This is a genomic window from Streptomyces sp. NPDC055254 (assembly GCF_053606025.1).
This window is the reverse complement of the sequence record NZ_JBSGQV010000002.1, coordinates 138,035-156,242: the sequence shown is the minus strand read 5'-3', so window position 1 is coordinate 156,242 and position 18,208 is coordinate 138,035. Positions and strand designations below refer to the sequence as shown.

At 72.8% G+C, this 18,208-nt stretch carries 18 protein-coding genes; 15 read left to right on the top strand and 3 right to left on the bottom strand.

The genetic code is table 11. The annotated features are described in order from the left end of the window. Positions 1-79: 79 nt before the first annotated feature. The 7 genes from rplQ (at position 80) to glmM (ending at position 7,327) form a co-directional block, all read left to right on the top strand. On the top strand, positions 80-559 hold the full coding sequence (gene rplQ, locus ACWFQ8_RS02885) for a 50S ribosomal protein L17 (RefSeq protein ID WP_453784416.1): 480 nt from the start codon (positions 80-82) through the stop codon (positions 557-559). 124 nt (positions 560-683) lie between these two features. Then, complete coding sequence (gene truA / locus ACWFQ8_RS02880; RefSeq protein WP_453784415.1) at positions 684-1,535, top strand: tRNA pseudouridine(38-40) synthase TruA; 852 nt, start codon at positions 684-686, stop codon at positions 1,533-1,535. A 71-nt stretch (positions 1,536-1,606) separates the two neighbouring features. Next, positions 1,607-3,226 (top strand): ATP-binding cassette domain-containing protein, encoded by a 1,620-nt coding sequence (locus ACWFQ8_RS02875; RefSeq protein WP_453784414.1) that lies wholly within the window; start codon positions 1,607-1,609, stop codon positions 3,224-3,226. Positions 3,227-3,292: 66 nt separating this feature from the next. Then, complete coding sequence (locus ACWFQ8_RS02870) at positions 3,293-4,594, top strand: glycosyltransferase family 87 protein (protein WP_453784413.1); 1,302 nt, start codon at positions 3,293-3,295, stop codon at positions 4,592-4,594. Between the two features lie 231 nt (positions 4,595-4,825). Further along, the gene (gene rplM / locus ACWFQ8_RS02865; RefSeq protein WP_393746931.1) at positions 4,826-5,269 is read left to right on the top strand and encodes a 50S ribosomal protein L13; all 444 of its coding nucleotides are present in this window, start codon (positions 4,826-4,828) and stop codon (positions 5,267-5,269) included. Between the two features lie 42 nt (positions 5,270-5,311). Beyond that, entirely contained in the window at positions 5,312-5,833 is a 522-nt protein-coding gene (gene rpsI / locus ACWFQ8_RS02860) for a 30S ribosomal protein S9 (RefSeq protein ID WP_361753958.1), read from the top strand. A gap of 135 nt (positions 5,834-5,968) precedes the next feature. Next, positions 5,969-7,327: a phosphoglucosamine mutase gene (gene glmM / locus ACWFQ8_RS02855; protein WP_453784412.1), complete on the top strand. Its 1,359-nt coding sequence runs from the start codon at positions 5,969-5,971 to the stop codon at positions 7,325-7,327. Positions 7,328-7,409: 82 nt separating this feature from the next. Here the strand turns inward: glmM and ACWFQ8_RS02850 are convergent, their stop codons facing one another. Both ACWFQ8_RS02850 and coaA read right to left on the bottom strand, forming a co-directional pair. Next, positions 7,410-8,357: a DUF389 domain-containing protein gene (locus ACWFQ8_RS02850; protein WP_453784411.1), complete on the bottom strand. Its 948-nt coding sequence runs from the start codon at positions 8,355-8,357 to the stop codon at positions 7,410-7,412. 41 nt (positions 8,358-8,398) lie between these two features. Continuing rightward, on the bottom strand, positions 8,399-9,448 hold the full coding sequence (gene coaA / locus ACWFQ8_RS02845; RefSeq protein ID WP_453784410.1) for a type I pantothenate kinase: 1,050 nt from the start codon (positions 9,446-9,448) through the stop codon (positions 8,399-8,401). Positions 9,449-9,682: 234 nt separating this feature from the next. On the opposite strand from coaA, the gene glmS reads away from it, so the two are divergent. From glmS to ACWFQ8_RS02810, 7 genes are all read left to right on the top strand, one after another. Further along, positions 9,683-11,530, top strand: a complete 1,848-nt coding sequence (glmS, locus tag ACWFQ8_RS02840) for a glutamine--fructose-6-phosphate transaminase (isomerizing) (RefSeq protein ID WP_453784409.1) — start codon at positions 9,683-9,685, stop codon at positions 11,528-11,530. Positions 11,531-11,546: 16 nt separating this feature from the next. Then, positions 11,547-11,915, top strand: coding sequence for a holo-ACP synthase (locus ACWFQ8_RS02835; RefSeq protein ID WP_453784408.1), 369 nt, complete (start codon positions 11,547-11,549; stop codon positions 11,913-11,915). Positions 11,916-11,998: 83 nt separating this feature from the next. After that, positions 11,999-13,426: an NAD(P)H-hydrate dehydratase gene (locus tag ACWFQ8_RS02830; RefSeq protein WP_453784407.1), complete on the top strand. Its 1,428-nt coding sequence runs from the start codon at positions 11,999-12,001 to the stop codon at positions 13,424-13,426. A 130-nt stretch (positions 13,427-13,556) separates the two neighbouring features. Next, the gene (alr, locus tag ACWFQ8_RS02825; RefSeq protein WP_453784406.1) at positions 13,557-14,693 is read left to right on the top strand and encodes an alanine racemase; all 1,137 of its coding nucleotides are present in this window, start codon (positions 13,557-13,559) and stop codon (positions 14,691-14,693) included. 88 nt (positions 14,694-14,781) lie between these two features. Further along, positions 14,782-15,909 carry an alpha/beta fold hydrolase gene (locus tag ACWFQ8_RS02820; protein ID WP_453784618.1) on the top strand — a complete coding sequence of 376 codons (1,128 nt, stop codon included), beginning with the start codon at positions 14,782-14,784 and terminating at the stop codon, positions 15,907-15,909. Further along, positions 15,860-16,408, top strand: coding sequence for a tRNA (adenosine(37)-N6)-threonylcarbamoyltransferase complex ATPase subunit type 1 TsaE (tsaE, locus tag ACWFQ8_RS02815; protein ID WP_453784405.1), 549 nt, complete (start codon positions 15,860-15,862; stop codon positions 16,406-16,408). The genes ACWFQ8_RS02820 and tsaE overlap by 50 nt, the downstream gene beginning before the upstream one ends. 114 nt (positions 16,409-16,522) lie before the next feature. Beyond that, complete coding sequence (locus ACWFQ8_RS02810; RefSeq protein ID WP_453784404.1) at positions 16,523-16,711, top strand: hypothetical protein; 189 nt, start codon at positions 16,523-16,525, stop codon at positions 16,709-16,711. A 77-nt stretch (positions 16,712-16,788) separates the two neighbouring features. Here ACWFQ8_RS02810 and ACWFQ8_RS02805 read toward each other — a convergent pair whose 3' ends face one another. Continuing rightward, positions 16,789-17,346: a hypothetical protein gene (locus tag ACWFQ8_RS02805; RefSeq protein ID WP_453784403.1), complete on the bottom strand. Its 558-nt coding sequence runs from the start codon at positions 17,344-17,346 to the stop codon at positions 16,789-16,791. Positions 17,347-17,536: 190 nt separating this feature from the next. On the opposite strand from ACWFQ8_RS02805, the gene tsaB reads away from it, so the two are divergent. After that, positions 17,537-18,199, top strand: a complete 663-nt coding sequence (tsaB, locus tag ACWFQ8_RS02800) for a tRNA (adenosine(37)-N6)-threonylcarbamoyltransferase complex dimerization subunit type 1 TsaB (RefSeq protein WP_453784402.1) — start codon at positions 17,537-17,539, stop codon at positions 18,197-18,199. Positions 18,200-18,208: the final 9 nt, after the last annotated feature.

The window sequence follows — 18,208 nt, the reverse complement described above, 5'->3', positions numbered from 1 at the left end:
GACTTTCCCGCGGCGTCCGCCTCGGGGGAACTGACACCGGTACCTGACACGGCCGGTGCAGATATGAAGGAGTAACACCATGCCGCGTCCCGCAAAGGGTGCCCGTCTGGGCGGCAGCGCCGCGCACGAGAAGCACCTCCTCGCGAACCTCGCGAAGGCGCTCTTCGAGCACGGCCGCATCACCACCACCGAGGCCAAGGCCCGTCGCCTGCGTCCCTACGCCGAGCGTCTGGTCACCAAGGCCAAGAAGGGCGACATCCACAACCGTCGCCTGGTGCTGCAGACGATCACGGACAAGAGCATCGTGCACACGCTGTTCACCGAGATCGCCCCGCGCTACGAGAACCGCCCCGGTGGTTACACGCGCATCACCAAGATCGGCAACCGTCGTGGCGACAACGCCCCGATGGCGGTCATCGAGCTGGTCGAGGCCCTGACGGTCGCCCAGCAGGCCACCGGTGAGGCCGAGGCCGCCACCAAGCGCGCGGTCAAGGAGGCGGAGGCCAAGGCCGAGGCCACCGACGCCCCCGCCGAGCCCGCCGACGAGTCGGCCAAGTAGTTTGGTCGAGGAGGCCTGATCCTCCGGGATCTCGTCTGCTCGAACGGCTCTGAACGGGCCCGCCCCCTCCGGGGCGGGCCCGTTCGGCGTTCGTCGCAACGACACAGCTGAGAGGATCGCTCACGTGAGTGACGAGGTGGAGTCCGGGCACGTCCGGGTGCGGCTGGACCTGAGCTACGACGGCAAGGATTTCTCCGGCTGGGCGAAGCAGCGCGTGCTGCGGACCGTCCAGGGCGAGCTGGAGTCGGCCCTGCAGACCGTGATGCGGCTGCCCGACCCGGTGGAGCTGACCGTGGCCGGCCGGACGGACGCGGGCGTGCACGCCCGCGGCCAGGTCGCGCAGTTCGACGTGGCCGAGGAGGTGTGGGCCGAGCACCACGACAAGCTGCTGCGCCGGCTCGCGGGCAGGCTGCCGCACGACGTACGGGTGTGGAAGGCCGCGGAGGCCCCCCAGGGGTTCAACGCGCGCTTCTCGGCCGTCTGGCGCCGCTACGCCTACCGGGTCGGCGACCACCGGGCCGGCGTGGACCCGCTGCGCCGGGGCCACGTGCTGTGGCACCAGTGGCCCCTGGACGTGGACGCGATGAACGAGGCCGCCGCCCCGCTGGTGGGCGAGCACGACTTCGCCGCGTACTGCAAGAAGCGGGAGGGCGCCACGACCATCCGCACGCTCCAGCAGCTCAGCTGGGAGCGCGGCGAGGACGGGATCGTCACCGCGACCGTCCGTGCCGACGCCTTCTGCCACAACATGGTCCGCTCGCTGGTGGGGGCCCTGCTGCACGTCGGAGACGGCCACCGGCCGACCGACTGGCCCGGCAAGGTGCTCGCCGCGGCCGTACGGGACTCCTCGGTGCACGTGGTCAAGCCGCACGGGCTGACCCTGGAGGAGGTCGGCTACCCGGCGGACGAGCTGCTGGCCGCGCGCAGCAAGGAGGCGCGCAACCTGCGCACGCTGCCGGGCGCCGGCTGCTGCTGACCCTCGCCGCCGCCCGCCGGCCGGAGCGGATCCGTTTGGGCGGAGCGCGGCGGACCTGGAGAATGCCGGGCATGGGACATCTCGAAGCCAGCCACCTGGAGTACTACCTGCCGGACGGGCGGGTACTGCTCCCCGACGTCTCCTTCCGGGTGGGGGAGGGGTCGGTGGTCGCCCTCGTGGGGGCGAACGGGGCCGGCAAGACCACCCTGCTCAAGCTGATCTCCGGTGAGCTCCAGCCGCACGGCGGCGGGGTCACCGTGAGCGGCGGCCTCGGTGTGATGTCGCAGTTCGTGGGCTCCGTACGGGACGAGACGACGGTACGGGACCTGCTGGTGTCGGTGTCCCAGCCGCGGATCCGGGAGGCCGCGCGGGCCGTGGACCGGGCCGAGGAGCGGATCCTCACCGTCGACGACGAGGCCGCGCAGATGGCCTACGCGCAGGCGCTCAGCGACTGGGCGGACGTGCAGGGCTACGAGGCCGAGACCCTGTGGGACGTGTGCACCACGGCCGCGCTGGCGATCCCGTACGACAGCGCGCAGTTCCGCGAGGTGCGCACGCTGTCGGGCGGTGAGCAGAAGCGGCTCGTGCTGGAGGCGCTGCTGCGCGGGCCGGACGAGGTGCTGCTGCTCGACGAGCCGGACAACTACCTGGACGTCCCCGGCAAGCGGTGGCTGGAGGAGCAGCTGAAGGCCACCCGCAAGACCGTGCTGTTCGTGTCGCACGACCGCGAGCTGCTGTCCACGGCCGCCGAGAAGATCATCAGCCTGGAGCCGAGCCCCATGGGCACCGACGTGTGGGTCCACGGCGCGGGCTTCGGGACGTACCACGACGCCCGCAAGGAGCGCTTCGCGCGCTTCGAGGAGCTCAAGCGGCGCTGGGACGAGGAGCACGCCCGGCTGAGGGCCCTGGTGCTGCGGCTGCGCAACCAGGCCGCGAGCAGCCCGGACATGGCGTCGCGCTACCGGGCGATGCAGACCCGCTTCCAGAAGTTCGAGGAGGCAGGTCCGCCGCCCGAGCCGCCGCGCGAGCAGGACATCCGGATGCGGCTCAAGGGCGGCCGTACGGGCGTGCGCGCGCTCACGGTGGAGAACCTGGAGCTCACGGGCCTGATGAAGCCGTTCTCGCTGGAGGTCTTCTACGGCGAGCGGGTCGCGGTGCTCGGCTCCAACGGCTCCGGGAAGTCGCACTTCCTGCGGCTGATGGCGGGCGAGGACGTCAAGCACAGCGGGACGTGGAAGCTGGGCGCCCGGGTGGTTCCCGGCCATTTCGCGCAGACCCACGCCCACCCGGAGCTGTTCGGGCGCACCCTCGTCGACATCCTGTGGACGGAGGCGGCCAAGCCGCTCGGCGCGGCGATGGGCGTGCTGCGCCGGTACGAGCTGGAGCGCCAGGGCGACCAGCCCTTCGAGAAGCTCTCCGGCGGCCAGCAGGCGCGGTTCCAGATCCTGCTGCTGGAACTGGCCGGCACCACGGCGCTGCTGCTGGACGAGCCGACGGACAACCTGGACCTGGAGTCCGCCGAGGCGCTCCAGGACGGCCTGGAGGCGTACGACGGCACTGTGCTGTGCGTCACGCACGACCGGTGGTTCGCGCGCACATTTGACCGCTACCTGGTCTTCGGTTCGGACGGTGTTGTGCGGGAGACTCAGGAGCCCGTCTGGGACGAACGTAGAGTCGAACGCAAGCGTTAGGGGGAACCTCCCCCGCAGCCGGAGTGAGGGGGAGGCGTTGTGGGCCTGCGGCCTAGCATCTGGCTCATGAAGTGGGAGAACCAGACCTTCGGGAAGCCGGCCCCCGGGGCTCCCGGCTCCGGCCCCCCGGCCCCCGGCAACCGCCTCGTCGAGTGGCTGCTGCAGCCGGCGTCGAGGCTGCTGCGGCTCGCCTCCCTCGCGGTGGTCCTCGGGATCGCCGTCTCCACGAGCCTGCACGCGAGCTGGGGCTCCGACAACGCCTTCGTGGTCAAGGCCGCGCAGACGCTGCTGGACGGCGGGTCCCCGTACGAGGACAAGCGCTTCCTCTACCTCCCGAGCGCCGTGATCATGGCGGTTCCGGAGGCGCTGCTGCCACAGGCGGTGCTGCGCTGGGTGCTGCCGGTCGGGATGAGCGGGCTGCTGGGCGTCGGCTGGCTGGCCGCGCTGCGGCTGTTCTCGGTGCCGCTGCGGTCGCGGTTCGCGGTCGGGGGCTTCGCGGTGTTCGCGCTCGCCTACAAGCCGTACGAGAACCTCGTGCTGATCGGCAACTGGACGGCGATCTCGGCGGCCGCGCTGCCGGTGGCGCTGCTGCTGGCGCGGCGCCGGTCGTGGGGGGCCGCCGGCCTGGTGATCGGGCTGGCGATCGCCTGCAAGCCCATGCTCGTGCCGATCGGGCTGCTCTTCCTGCTGGCCCGGCAGTGGCGCGCCCTGGCCGCGGCCGTGCTGGTGCCGCTGGGGCTCTCGCTGGCCGGGGCGCTGGTGATGCCCAGCCCGTCGCTGTTCTTCACCAAGACCCTGCCGTTCCTGCTCCAGGGGCAGGACGCCTACGCGCTGCCCTGGGACGCCTCGCCGATCGCGGTGCTGCCGAGACTGGGGGCGCCGGAGCCGCTGGCTGTGCTGATCGCCTTCGCGGGGGCCGGGGCGGGGCTGTGGGGGGCCCGGGTGCGCTGGCGGCGCGTGGCAGACGACGCGGACGGCGGCGAGCTGCGGCTGGCGGAGACGGCCTGCATGGTGATGCTCGCCGCATTCCTGGTCTCCCGGCCGTCCTTCGACCACTACCTGCTGGTGGTGCTCCCGCTGCTGCTCGCATCGGCCGTGCGGCCCGGCTCGATGCCGCGTTCGCCTTGGTTCTGGGCGGCCCTGGCCCCCCAGACGGCGGGCATCCCGTGGCCGTCGGAGCTGGACGCGAAACGGCGCGCCTTCAAGGACTGCGCCACCCTGTGCGGGCTCGCATGGGTGCTGGCGCGTCGTGCGCTGCGCTCCGTTCGGGTTACTCTGGACCCCGTAACAACTGCGGGGTCCCCACCCAGGACCGAACCGGAGTGCGCCGCGACGCCAGCAGAATCGGCATCGCGGACCGCGTTTTGACCCGTACGGGTCTGCTTGGGTACTCTGCTGGTTTGTTATGCGTATGGGCTTTCTCATTCTCACGTGAAAGGGCCTTGCGCCGGTCCACCGGACCGATGACCAGCGGTTCACACGGGTTGCGTCCCCGATGTGAACGAGGGCTGTCGTGATCGTCCGTGGTGACCCTGTCAGGACCTTCCCTTGGGGCTTGCGCCCTGGGGATACCACCACTGAAGAAGCGAAGGCATACGCGTGCGTACGTTCAGCCCCAAGCCCGGCGACATCTCGCGCCAGTGGCTCGTCATCGACGCCCAGGACGTTGTCCTCGGCCGTCTGGCGACCCAGGCCGCTGCCCTCCTTCGGGGCAAGCACAAGCCGACTTACGCCCCCCACATGGACATGGGCGACTTCGTCATCATCGTCAACGCCGACAAGGTTCACCTGTCCGGCAACAAGGCGTCGCAGAAGATGGCCTACCGCCACTCCGGCTACCCGGGCGGTCTCCGTTCGGTGCGCTACGACGACCTCCTGGCGAACAACCCGGAGAAGGCCGTCGAGAAGGCCGTCAAGGGCATGCTCCCCAAGAACACCCTGGGCCGTCAGATGCTCTCGAAGCTGAAGGTCTACTCGGGCGACCAGCACCCCCACGCTGCCCAGCAGCCGGTGCCGTTCGAGATCACCCAGGTCGCGCAGTAGTTCCGGCCACCCCCTAAGACGTAGAAAATTCTGAGGAGCATCGTGGCCGAGACCACCGCCGAGACGACCCCCGTCGACGAGTTCGAGGGCAACGTCGAGGAGTACACCAGCGAGTCCGAGGCCGTAGTCGAGGGCGACTACACCTCCGAGTCCCTTGCCGGCCGCTTCGGCGACCCCCAGCCGGCCGCCGGCCTGGGCCGTCGCAAGAACGCCATCGCCCGCGTCCGGATCGTTCCGGGCACCGGCAAGTGGAAGATCAACGGTCGCACCCTTGAGGACTACTTCCCCAACAAGGTGCACCAGCAGGAAGTCAACGAGCCGTTCAAGCTCCTTGAGCTGGACAACCGCTACGACATCATCGCCCGCATCGCGGGTGGCGGTGTCTCCGGTCAGGCCGGCGCCCTGCGCCTCGGCGTGGCCCGTGCGCTGAACGAGGCGGACGTGGACAACAACCGCCCGGCGCTCAAGAAGGCCGGCTTCCTCTCCCGCGACGACCGTGCGGTCGAGCGCAAGAAGGCCGGTCTCAAGAAGGCCCGTAAGGCCCCGCAGTACAGCAAGCGTTAATCTGCGCCTGCTGTTCTGCAACGAAACCGCCCCGGCAGCACTCTCTGTGCTGCCGGGGCGGTTCGTTTACCGCCACAAGCGGCACATACCTTTCACAAGCGGTCATACGCGAAGCGGAAACTCGGGAGGACAACAGTGGGACGACTCTTCGGGACGGACGGTGTACGCGGCGTCGCCAACGCGGATCTGACGGCGGAGCTCGCGCTCGGCCTCTCCGTGGCGGCTGCCCACGTACTGGCCGAGGCGGGCACCTTCGCCGGTCATCGGGCCACCGCCGTGGTCGGCCGGGATCCCCGTGCCTCCGGCGAATTCCTGGAGGCCGCCGTCGTGGCCGGCCTGGCGAGCGCGGGCGTGGACGTCCTGCGCGTCGGTGTGCTGCCCACCCCGGCGGTGGCGTATCTCACCGGTGCGCTGGGTGCCGACCTCGGCGTGATGCTCTCCGCCAGCCACAACGCCATGCCCGACAACGGGATCAAGTTCTTCGCGCGCGGCGGCCACAAGCTCGCCGACGAGCTGGAGGACCGGATCGAGTCCGTCTACGAGGAGCACCGCACCGGCGCTCCCTGGGACCGGCCCACCGGCTCGGGCGTCGGCAGGATCTCCGACTACACGGAGGGCTTCGACAAGTACGTCGCGCACCTCATCGGCGTCCTTCCCAACCGCCTCGAAGGCCTGAAGATCGTCCTGGACGAGGCCCACGGCGCCGCCGCGTTCGTCTCGCCCGAGGCCTTCACCCGGGCCGGCGCGGAGGTCGTCACCATCGGCGCCGAGCCGGACGGCCTGAACATCAACGACGGTTGCGGCTCCACCCACCTCGGCCTGCTCAAGGCGGCCGTCGTCGAGCACGGCGCCGACTTCGGCATCGCGCACGACGGCGACGCGGACCGCTGCCTGGCCGTGGACGGCACCGGCGCGGAGATCGACGGCGACCAGATCCTGGCGGTCCTGGCCCTCGCCATGCGCGAGGCCGGCCAGCTGCGCGGCAACACCGTGGTCGGCACCGTGATGTCCAACCTCGGCTTCAAGCTGGCCATGGAGGGCGAGGGCATCCAGGTCGTGCAGACCGGGGTCGGCGACCGGTACGTCCTGGAGTCGATGAAGGAGCACGGCTACGCGCTGGGCGGCGAGCAGTCCGGCCACGTGATCGTCCTCGACCACGCGACGACCGGCGACGGGACGCTGACCGGCCTGCTGCTGGCGGCGCGGGTCGCGGCCACCGGCACGTCCCTGGCCGAACTCGCGGGCGTCATGCGGCGGCTGCCCCAGGTCCTGATCAACGTCCCCGACGTGGACAGGTCCCGGGTCGCCACCTCCGCCGAGCTGGCCACGGCGGTCAACGAGGCCGAGCGCGAGCTGGGCACCACCGGACGCGTGCTGCTGCGTTCCTCCGGTACGGAGCCGCTCGTACGGGTGATGGTCGAGGCCGCCGACATCGAGCAGGCCCGCGCGGTCGCCGGCCGGCTGGCGGACGTCGTGAAGTCGGCGCTGGGCTAGCCCTTCCGGAACACCTGCCCCGGCCCCGCCGCCCCGGACCTCCGGGACGGCGGGGCCGGGGCGTTCCCGGGAGCGGAGCCGCTCAGGACCCCGTCGCCCGGCGCCGGCGGCCGCGCTGGGTGCGCCAGAGGAGCTTCTGGGTGAGCAGGGTCGCCACGCCGGCCAGCATGATCCCCACCAGGTTCAGCAGCAGCTGCACCGCCGAGCCCCACATCTGCGCCACGTCGCCGTAGCCGAGGGCCACCGAGGCGTTGGCGGCGGCCGGGACGGTGGTCACGGAGATGGCGACGCCGACCAGCGCCGCGGACTTCGCGGAGGTCAGCGAGAGCGTCCCGGCCACGCCCGCGAGCACGGCCACGACGAACGAGAACGGATCGGGCTGCCAGATGAAGCTGGTGTTCGGGCGGGGGTTCTCCAGCATGCTCCGGTCGAAGAGCCCGAGCGCGTCCATCACCAGGGTGAAGGCCGTGGTGGCGATTATCGCGGCGGCGAATCCGACGAGCAGCGCCGCCAGTGAGCGCGCGGCCCGCTTCGGGGAGCGCCGCACCGCGGCGGTGCACACCCCGGCGAGCGGCCCGAACTCCGGGCCGACCGCCATCGCGCCCACGATCAGGACGGAGTTGTCCAGGACCACACCGCACGCCGCGATCATCGTCGCCAGGACCATGAACGCGACGTAGGTGACGGTGAGCGTCGAGTCCTCGTGCGTCGCCTCCGTCAGCTGCTCCCACAGCACGGCGTCGGCGGCTTCGCCGGGGGCCTCCTCCGCCGCGGCCTCGGCACGCTTCGACAGCGACAGGTCGATGTTCTCGACGGCGATGGAGCCGTCCCGGTCGATGCCCAGCGTCCGGAGCTCCTGGAGGAGTTCGTCCCCGGCCTCGCGTGCCACGTCGCACAGGACGAGGTCGCCCGGAGGGAGCCGGGCGGCGTCCCTCAGTACGACCACATGGGTGGTGCCGACCGTCTTCTCGACGATCGCCACCACCTCCTCCGTGCGGTCGCTCGGTGTGATCATCCGCAGATGCAGCATGCCCGCACCCTAGTGCCCGTCAGCGCCCGTGGGTGGGCCGGTCAGAGCTTGCGGAGGCTGAGCTTCTGCACCTTGTGGTCCGACCCCTTGCGCACGACGAGGGTGGCCCGGCCCCGGGTGGGCGCCACGTTCTCCAGCAGGTTGGGCTTGTTGATCGTCCGCCACATGGTCTGCGCGTACTCCAGCGCCTCCTCCTCGGAGACCTGCGTGTACTTGCGGAAGTAGGAGAAGGGGTTCTGGAACGCGGTCTCGCGCAGCTTGCGGAAGCGGTTGAGGTACCAACGCTCGATGTCCTCGGGGCGGGCGTCCACGTACACGCTGAAGTCGAAGTAGTCGGCGAGACCGACGCGCGTACGGCCGTCCTTGCCGGGAAGGGCCGGCTGGAGGACGTTGAGGCCCTCGACGATGAGGATGTCCGGGCGGCGTACGACGAGCTCCTCGCCCGGCACGATGTCGTAGATCAGGTGCGAGTAGACCGGCGCCCTGACCTCGTCCTTGCCCGCCTTGATGTCGGCGACGAAGCGGGTGAGCGCCCGGCGGTCGTAGGACTCGGGGAAGCCCTTGCGGGAGGTGAGCCCGCGCCGCTGGAGCTCCTTCATCGGGTACAGGAAGCCGTCGGTGGTGACCAGCTCCACGCGCGGGTGCTCGGGCCAGCGGGCGAGGAGGGCCTGGAGCAGACGGGCCACGGTGGACTTGCCGACCGCGACGGAGCCGGCGACCCCTATGACGAAGGGGGTGCCCTGTTGGGCGCCGTGGCCGTTGCCCGCGTCGCCGAGGAAGGTGTTGAGGGTGCCGCGCAGGTTGCTGGTGGCGCCGACGTACAGGTTGAGCAGGCGGGAGAGGGGGAGGTAGACGTCGCGGACCTCGTCCAGGTCGATGACGTCGCCGAGGCCGCGCAGCCGCTCGACCTCCTCGGCCGTGAGCGGGAGCGGGGTCCGTTCGCGCAGGGCGCTCCACTCGGCCCGGGTCAGGTCGACGTACGGCGAGGCGTCGGGGCCCCGGCGGTGGGCGGGGCGCGGGGACTGCCCGTCCCGGCCGGTGCGCTCCGTCGCGCTGTCCGGCGTGGTGCTTCGTGGCGGCGAAGTGATCACACCGCCATTGTCGGGGCTCGGGGGCCGTTGTGGGTGGTGTGGTCGGTCACGTACCGGGACCGACCCCGCGGATCTCGCCCGATCACGATCGCGGGGCGGCCGGGCCGGTCGAGGAGCTCGGCCGAGTCCGGTCCGGACGAGTGCGGACCCCCGTCCCGGCGCATGCGCCGGGACGGGGGTTTCGTCTTGTTCAGGTACCGGGCAGGAGACCAGGTGAGGCGTACTCTGCCGCCTATGTGTGGAATTGTGGGTTACGTGGGAGCGCAGTCGGCGCTCGATGTGGTCATCGCCGGACTCAAGCGGCTGGAGTACCGGGGCTACGACTCGGCAGGGGTGGCCGTCCTCGCCGACGGCGAGCTGGCCGCCGTCAAGAAGGCCGGGAAGCTCGTCAATCTGGAGAAGGCGCTGGTCGGGCGTCCCCTGCCGGCAGGCTCCACGGGGCTCGGACACACCCGGTGGGCCACCCACGGCGGGCCCACCGACGTCAACGCCCATCCCCATCTGGACAATTCCGGCCGGGTGGCCGTCGTGCACAACGGCATCATCGAGAACTTCGCCGCGCTCCGCGCCGAACTCGCCGGGCGCGGACACCGGCTGGAGTCGGAGACGGACACCGAGGTCGTCGCCCACCTGCTGGCGGAGCGGTTCTCGGCCTCGGGCGGCCTCGCCGAGGCGATGCGGCAGGTGTGCCTGCGGCTGGAGGGCGCGTTCACCCTGGTCGCGGTGCACGCGGACGAGCCGGACGTGGTGGTCGGCGCCCGCCGGAACTCGCCCCTCGTGGTGGGCGTCGGCGAGGGCGAGAACTTCCTCGCCTCGGACGTCGCCGCCTTCATCGCCCACACCCGGTCCGCGATCGAGCTCGGTCAGGACCAGGTCGTCGAGCTCCGCCGCGACGGGGTCACGGTGACCGGCTTCGACGGTTCGGCCGCGGCCGTACGGGCGTACCACGTGGACTGGGACGCCTCGGCGGCGGAGAAGGGGGGGTACGACTACTTCATGCTCAAGGAGATCGCCGAGCAGCCGAAGGCCGTCGCCGACACCCTCCTGGGCCGGATCGACTCGGGCGGCCTGCTGACCCTCGACGAGGTGCGCATCCCCGTCTCGGTGCTCAAGGAGGTCGACAAGGTCGTCATCGTGGCCTGCGGCACGGCCTACCACGCGGGCATGATCGCGAAGCTGGCCATCGAGCACTGGACCCGCATCCCGTGCGAGACGGAGCTGGCGAGCGAGTTCCGCTACCGCGACCCGATCCTGGACCAGCGGACGCTGGTGATCGCGATCTCGCAGTCCGGCGAGACCATGGACACCCTGATGGCGCTCCGGCACGCCCGGGAACAGGGCGCCAAGGTGCTGGCCGTCTGCAACACCAACGGCTCCACGATCCCGCGCGAGTCGGACGCCGTGCTGTACACGCACGCCGGTCCGGAGGTGGCCGTCGCCTCGACCAAGGCCTTCCTGACGCAGCTGGTGGCCTGCTACCTCGTCGCGCTCTACCTCGGGCAGGTGCGCGGCACGAAGTGGGGCGACGAGATCGAAGCGGTGATCCGGGAGCTGTCGGACATCGCCGCAGCCGTGGACACCGTCCTGGAGACCATGGAGCCCGTACGGGAGCTCGCGCGCTCCCTCGCCGACAAGAACACCGTGCTGTTCCTGGGGCGGCACGTCGGGTACCCGGTGGCACTGGAGGGCGCGCTCAAGCTCAAGGAGCTGGCGTACATGCACGCCGAGGGCTTCGCGGCGGGGGAGCTCAAGCACGGGCCGATCGCGCTGATCGAGAAGGACCTGCCGGTGGTGGTGGTCGTACCGTCGCCCCGCGGCCGGTCGGTGCTCCACGACAAGATCGTCTCGAACATCCAGGAGATCCGGGCGCGGGGCGCGCGGACCATCGTGATCGCGGAGGAGGGGGACGAGGCGGTCGTCCCGTACGCCGACCACCTGATCCGCATCCCGGCGACACCGACTCTGCTCCAGCCGCTGGTGGCGACCGTGCCGCTGCAGGTGTTCGCGTGCGAGCTGGCGACCGCGCGGGGCAATGAGGTGGACCAGCCGCGTAACCTCGCCAAGTCGGTGACCGTGGAGTGAGTAGGGCTGGTTCGTTGTGATTATCGGCGTGGGGATCGACGTCGCGGAGATCGACCGCTTCGCCGCGGCACTGGAGCGGACGCCGCATCTGGCGCAGCGGCTCTTCGTGGCGTCGGAGTTGACGCTGCCGAGCGGCGAACGGCGGGGTACCGCCTCGCTCGCCGCCCGGTTCGCGGCCAAGGAGGCACTGGCCAAGGCGCTCGGCGCGCCGGGCGGGATGCTGTGGACCGACGCCGAGGTGTACGTCGAGCCCACCGGGCAGCCGCGGCTGCGGGTGTCCGGGACGGTCGAGGCGCGGGCCCTGGAGCTGGGCGTGAAGTCCTGGCACATCTCGCTGAGCCACGACGCCGGTGTCGCGTCCGCCGTGGTGATCGCCGAGGGGTAGCGGGCGCGGGGCTCCGGCCGGGACGCCTCGGCGCGCGGCCGGTTCGGCCGGTGCCGCGGCGTCCCGGCGGGCAGGGTGGTCCCATGCGTACTGCTTACAGCGTGGAGACCGTACGGGCCGCCGAGCGCGGGCTCATGGCCGAACTGCCGGAAGGCGCCCTGATGCGGCGGGCGGCCGCCGGGCTGGCCGCCGTGTGCGCGGCGCTGCTGACGCGGCGGCGGGGACGGGTGTACGGCTCCCGCGTCGTGCTGCTGGTCGGGCCCGGGGACAACGGCGGGGACGCGCTGTACGCCGGCGCGCGCCTCGCCCGGCGCGGGGCCGCGGTCACGGCGGTGCCGATGGACCCGGCGCGGATGCATCCGGGCGGACTCGCCGCGCTGCGGGGCGCCGGGGGGCGCGTGGCGGCGCGGGTTCCGGGCGCGTCGGACGGGTCCGGGGGCGGCGCGCACCTGGTGCTGGACGGGCTGCTCGGGATCGGCGGGCGGGGCGGGCTGCGGCCGGCCGGCGCCGCGTTGCTGGAACAGCTCCCGCCCGGGGTGCCCGTCGTCGCCGTGGATCTGCCGAGCGGCGTGGACGCGGACACCGGGGAGGTGGCGGGTCCGGCCGTGCGGGCCGAGGTGACGGTGACCTTCGGGGCGTACAAGCCGGGGCTGCTGGTCGACCCGGGGGCGTCGCGGGCGGGCGCGGTGCACCTGGTGGACATCGGGCTGGACCTGCCGTCGCCGCAGGTCGAAGCCTTGCAGCACGCTGATGTGGCGGCGCTCTTGCCGGTGCCGACGGCGTCCAGTGACAAGTACCGGCGGGGCGTGGTCGGGATCGTCGCCGGGTCCGGGCAGTACCCGGGCGCGGCGGTGCTGGCCGTGGCCGGAGCGCTGCGGGGCGGCGCGGGCGCCGTGCGGTACGTGGGGCCGGCGGCGGAGGCCGTCCTCGCGCGGTACCCCGAGACGCTGATCGGCCCGGGGCGGGTGCAGGCGTGGGTGGTCGGTCCGGGGTTGGGGGAGGGGCGGTCCGGGGAGGTCGCGGGCCTGCTGGCCCAGGACGCGGCGGTCCTCGTCGACGCGGACGGGTTGCGCGGGCTGGACCCCGCCGTGCTGCGGGCCCGGTCGGCCCCGACCCTGCTGACCCCGCACGCGGGGGAGGCGGCGGCGCTGCTGGGCGTGCCGCGGCAGGAGGTGGAGGCGGGCCGCCTGGCGGCGGTACGGGAGCTGGCGGGGCGGTACGGGGCGACGGTGCTGCTCAAGGGTTCCACGACGCTGGTCGCCTCCGGCGGGGGCGGCGCGGTGCGGGTGAACCCGACGGGGACGCCGTGGCTGGCGACCGCCGGGAGCGGGGACGTGCTGTCGGGGCTGGCGGGATCACTGCTGGCGGCCGGGCTGTCCGGGGCGGATGCGGGGGCGGTGGCGGCGTACCTGCACGGCCTGGCGGGCCGCCGCGCCGCGGGCGGTGCGCCGACCCTGGCCCACCAGGTGGCGGAGTCCCTGCCGGGGGCCTGGCAGGACATCACCCGGTAGCCCGCCGCCGTACCGGGCGGGGCCCGGGCGGGCGGCGCCCTGCGGGGCGGCCGCCGGGCCGGGCTTGGTGCGGTCGGTCGCGGCGGCGGTCGCGGCCGGGGGTGGCGCGGGGTCTGAGAGACTGGGGCCGATGAACGAGACACCCATGCGCGTGTACGCCGAGATCGACCTCGACGCCGTACGGGAGAACGTGCGCGCACTGCGCCGGCGGGCGCCCCGGGCCGAGTTGATGGCCGTGGTCAAGTCGAACGCCTACGGCCACGGCGCCCTCGCCTGCGCCGGAGCGGCCCAGGAGGCCGGCGCCACCTGGCTCGGGACCGCCACGCCGGAAGAGGCGCTCGCGCTGCGCGCCGCCGGGATCGAGGGGCGCATCCTGTGCTGGCTGTGGACCCCCGGCGGGCCCTGGCGCGAGGCCGTCGAGGCCGACGTGGACGTCTCCGTCAGCGGGATGTGGGCCCTGGACGAGGTACGGGCCGCCGCGCGCGCCGCCGGCCGGACCGCGCGGATCCAGCTCAAGGCCGACACCGGCCTCGGCCGCAACGGCTGCCAGCCCGCCGACTGGGAGGAGCTGGTCGGGGCGGCCGTCGCCGCCCAGGCGGAGGGCACCGTACGGGTCACCGGCATCTGGTCGCACTTCGCCTGCGCCGACGAGCCCGGCCACCCCTCCATCCAACTCCAGCTCGCGGCCTTCCGCGACATGCTCGCGTACGCCGAGAAGGAGGGCGTCGAGCCCGAGGTCCGGCACATCGCCAACTCGCCCGCCACCCTCACACTGCCCGAGTCGCACTTCGACCTGGTGCGCTGCGGGCTGGCCGTCTACGGGGTCTCGCCCGCCCCCGAGCTCGGCACCCCCGCCGAGCTGGGCCTGCGCCCCGCCATGACCCTGCGGGCCTCCCTCGCGCTGGTCAAGACCGTCCCGGCCGGCCACGGGGTCAGCTACGGGCACCACTACGTCACCGACGCCGAGACCACTCTCGCGCTGATCCCGGCCGGCTACGCCGACGGCATTCCGCGCCACGCGTCCGGGCGCGGGCCCGTGCTCGTCGGCGGGAAGATCCGGCACGTCGCGGGCCGGGTGGCCATGGACCAGTTCGTCGTGGACCTCGGCGGCGACCCGGCCCGCGCCGGCGACGAGGCCGTCGTCTTCGGCGACGCCGAGCGCGGCGAGCCCACCGCCGAGGACTGGGCCCGGGCGTCGGACACCATCGCGTATGAGATCGTCACCCGTATCGGAGGGCGCGTGCCCCGGGTGTACCTGGGAGCCTGAGCCCTGACGCGGACCACGGCGGAGTGAGGGCGGCGGCGTGAGCGAGAACTGGCGCAGGGCCGGCTGGGCCGGCGCCGCCATCGGCGTGATGGCGGCGGGCGCCGCGGCCGGTGTCGCGGTGGAGCGGATCACGGTGGGGCGCGGCATGCGGATGAAGGCGCGCCTCGCGCTGGACGCGGCCGGGGACTACGGGTCGCTGCGCGGGACCCAGGGCTCCTGCCGGGCCGAGGACGCCACCGAGCTCTACTACGAGGTCGACGAGCTGCCCGAGGACGACTCCGGGCGGCGGCTGCGGCGCAAGGCCGCGCCGCCCGCGACGGTCGTGTTCTGCCACGGCTACTGCCTGGGCCAGGACTCCTGGCACTTCCAGCGGGCGGCCCTGCGCGGCGTGGTCCGTTCGCTCTACTGGGACCAGCGCAGCCACGGCCGCAGCGCGCGCGGACTGGCGCAGGCGGACGGCGAGCCGGTGACCATCGACCAGCTCGGCCGCGACCTGAAGGCCGTCATCGACGCCGCCGCCCCCGAGGGCCCGCTGATCCTGGTGGGTCACTCGATGGGCGGTATGACCATCATGGGATTGGCGGACCAGTTCCCCGACCTCGTGCGCGACCGCGTCGTCGGCGTGGCCCTGGTCGGCACGTCCAGCGGCCGTCTGGGTGAGGTGACGTACGGGCTGCCGTCCGTCGGCACGGTCGCCGTCCGCCGGCTCCTGCCGGGTGTGCTCAAGGCGCTCGGCTCGCAGGTGGAGCTGGTGGAGAAGGGCCGCCGGGCCACCGCCGACCTCTTCGCGGGCATGATCAAGATGTACTCGTTCGGGTCCCGGGACGTGGATCCGGGCGTGGCGCGGTTCGCGGAGCGGCTCATCGAGGCCACTCCGATCGACGTGGTCGCCGAGTTCTACCCGGCCTTCCAGACCCACGACAAGACGGCCGCGCTCCAGCGGTTCGCCGACATCCCGGTCAGCGTGATCGCCGGGGCCAAGGACATGATCACGCCGGCCGGGCACAGCCAGGCCATCAAGGACATGCTGCCGGGCGCCGAACTGACCGTCCTGGAGTCCGCCGGGCACCTGATGATGCTGGAGCAGCCGGAGACCGTCACGCGGCTGCTGACCGAGCTGCTGGCGCGCACCGGCGCGCTTCCGGCACCGACTAACGTGGGTCGGCATGGAAGAAGTACCGCTGGAAGCACCGCGCGGCCGAGCACCGGCCGCTGAGACCCGGATCACCGTCGACTCCCCGGACGCCATGCGGGAGCTGGGCCGCAGGATCGCCGGCCTGCTGCGCCCCGGGGACCTCGTGCTGCTGACCGGGGAGCTGGGCGCGGGCAAGACCACGCTGACCCGGGGCCTCGGCGAGGGCCTGGGCGTGCGCGGGGCCGTGACCTCGCCGACCTTCGTGATCGCCCGGGTGCACCCCCCGCTGGCCGGCGGGCCGGCGCTGGTGCACGTGGACGCGTACCGCCTGGGCGGCGGGCTGGAGGAGATGGAGGACCTCGACCTCGACGTCTCGCTGCCCGAGTCCGTGGTCGTCGTGGAGTGGGGCGACGGCAAGGTGGAGGAGCTCTCCGACGACCGGCTGCACGTGGTCATCGCGCGGGCCGTCGGTCACGAGCAGGTCCTGGACGACGTACGGGAGGTCTCGGTGCGCGGCGTCGGGGCGCGCTGGGCCGCCGGGGCCTGGTCGGACTCGCTGGCCGGCGCCCTCTCGGAGTGAACGTACCGACAACTCGTCGGCAAGATGTTGCGCTGTCGGCAGGGCTCGTGATGACATGGTACCGAGAGTTTCTTAGGTATGCCTAAGTCTGTGTACCGGGCCCCAGGAGGAGCCATGCCGGCATCCGCAGGAGCGCAGCGCGACCCCCGCCCCTCCGTCGTGTCCATGCGGGCACTGCTCGCCGCGGGCGCGGCGGCCACGGCCGTCTCGACGCCGCCGGTACGCCGCAGCGCGCCGGAAGCGGTCGAGCCGGAAGGGGACGGGGCGCGTGAAGAGGCCGCTCCGGGAGCCGAAGCGGCCTGAGTAGCACGTACGGGTGAATCCGCGGCCCCGGCACCGGGGACCGTCGCGCAGCCCCGGCACCGGGGACCGTCGCGGGGTCAGGGAACGACGACGACCTTCGAGCTGATCGTCGCGAAGGCCCACATCGCGTCGCCGTCCGCGCGCGTCATGCGGATGCCGCCGGTCTTCTTGGCGGGATCGGGTTCCGGGGTGGCGCCGTCGGCGCGGGCGCTGAAACCGATCGCCACGCCCTCCGAGCTCGCGAACCGCACGACGTGCTCGATCGGCACGCCGTCCGAGCCCGTCACCGCGCCGGAGCGCGAGGTGACCAGGTAGCTGCCCGCCTTCGGGTGCACCGTGCTCGGCATCACCGTGAACGACTTCACCGGCTGCGCCGGGTCGCCCGCCAGCCACACCCGCTTCTGACCCACGGAGTACACGACGCGCACACCGGTGCCGGAGCCCTCCGGCACCGGTACCGGCTTCGCCGGGTCCTGCTGGGCGGCGGCCTGACTCGGAGCGGGCGCCGGCTCCTGCGCCGCGGCCTGCGGCGGGCGCTCCGGCGCCGTCGCGGACGCCTGGTAGCCGAGGAAGCCCACGGCGGCGATCGCCGCGGCGGTGAGCCCGGCCACGATTCCCGAGCTGCTGCGTGCCACCTTGCTCCACCTCTCCGCGTGTGCCCCGGTACACCTGTGCGGGCACTCGCCGAGTGCCCCGGTCGAAAGGTAGCAGCCGGGCCCTCCGTTGACGGTCCGCGCGGCCCCGGGGGGTGTCGCCCGGCCCCGCACCCGCCCCGGCGCCGGCCGGACGGCACCTCGGTCCGCCCCGGAGTCGTAGGCTGTTCGCGTGCTCTTGCTCGCTGTAGATACCGCCACGCCCGCCGTCACCGTCGCCCTGCACGACGGCGAGTCCGTCATCGCCGAGTCGAACCAGGTCGACGCCCGCCGTCACGGGGAGCTGCTGCTGCCCTCCGTGGACAAGGTGCTCGCCGAGGCGGGGCTGCGCCTCGAAGCCGTCACCGGCATCGTCGTCGGCGTCGGCCCGGGCCCCTACACCGGGCTCCGCGTCGGCCTCGTCACCGCCTCCACCTTCGCCGCCGTGCTCGGCGTACCGGTGCACGGCCTGTGCACCCTCGACGGGCTCGCGTACGCCGCGGGCCTCGCCGGGATCGAGGGCCCCTTCACCGTCGCCACCGACGCGCGGCGCAAGGAGGTCTACTGGGCGCGGTACGAGGACCCCCGTACGCGTGTCGGCGAGCCCGCCGTGGACCGCCCGGCGGAGATCGCCGAGCGGGTCGCGGGAGTGCCGTCGGTCGGTCAGGGCGCCTTCCTCTACCCCGGGGTGTTCACCGACGCGCGGGCCCCCGAGCACCAGTCGGCCGGCGCCCTGGCGGCCCTGGCGGCCCAGCGGCTCGCGGCGGGGCAGGAGTTCCTGCCCGCGACCCCGCTCTACCTGCGCCGCCCCGACGCGCAGGTGCCCAAGAACTACAAGGTGGTCACCCCGCAGTGACCGCCGCGA

Coding starts and splice junctions, on each gene's coding strand:
- glmS (WP_453784409.1), top strand. CDS start 9,683: ATGTGTGGAATTGTGGGTTACGTGGGAGCGCAGTCGGCGCTCGATGTG.
- tsaE (WP_453784405.1), top strand. CDS start 15,860: ATGGAAGAAGTACCGCTGGAAGCACCGCGCGGCCGAGCACCGGCCGCT.
- rplQ (WP_453784416.1), top strand. CDS start 80: ATGCCGCGTCCCGCAAAGGGTGCCCGTCTGGGCGGCAGCGCCGCGCAC.
- alr (WP_453784406.1), top strand. CDS start 13,557: ATGAACGAGACACCCATGCGCGTGTACGCCGAGATCGACCTCGACGCC.
- ACWFQ8_RS02850 (WP_453784411.1), bottom strand. CDS start 8,357: ATGCTGCATCTGCGGATGATCACACCGAGCGACCGCACGGAGGAGGTG.
- ACWFQ8_RS02870 (WP_453784413.1), top strand. CDS start 3,293: ATGAAGTGGGAGAACCAGACCTTCGGGAAGCCGGCCCCCGGGGCTCCC.
- ACWFQ8_RS02875 (WP_453784414.1), top strand. CDS start 1,607: ATGGGACATCTCGAAGCCAGCCACCTGGAGTACTACCTGCCGGACGGG.
- ACWFQ8_RS02820 (WP_453784618.1), top strand. CDS start 14,782: ATGGCGGCGGGCGCCGCGGCCGGTGTCGCGGTGGAGCGGATCACGGTG.
- ACWFQ8_RS02810 (WP_453784404.1), top strand. CDS start 16,523: ATGCCGGCATCCGCAGGAGCGCAGCGCGACCCCCGCCCCTCCGTCGTG.
- ACWFQ8_RS02830 (WP_453784407.1), top strand. CDS start 11,999: ATGCGTACTGCTTACAGCGTGGAGACCGTACGGGCCGCCGAGCGCGGG.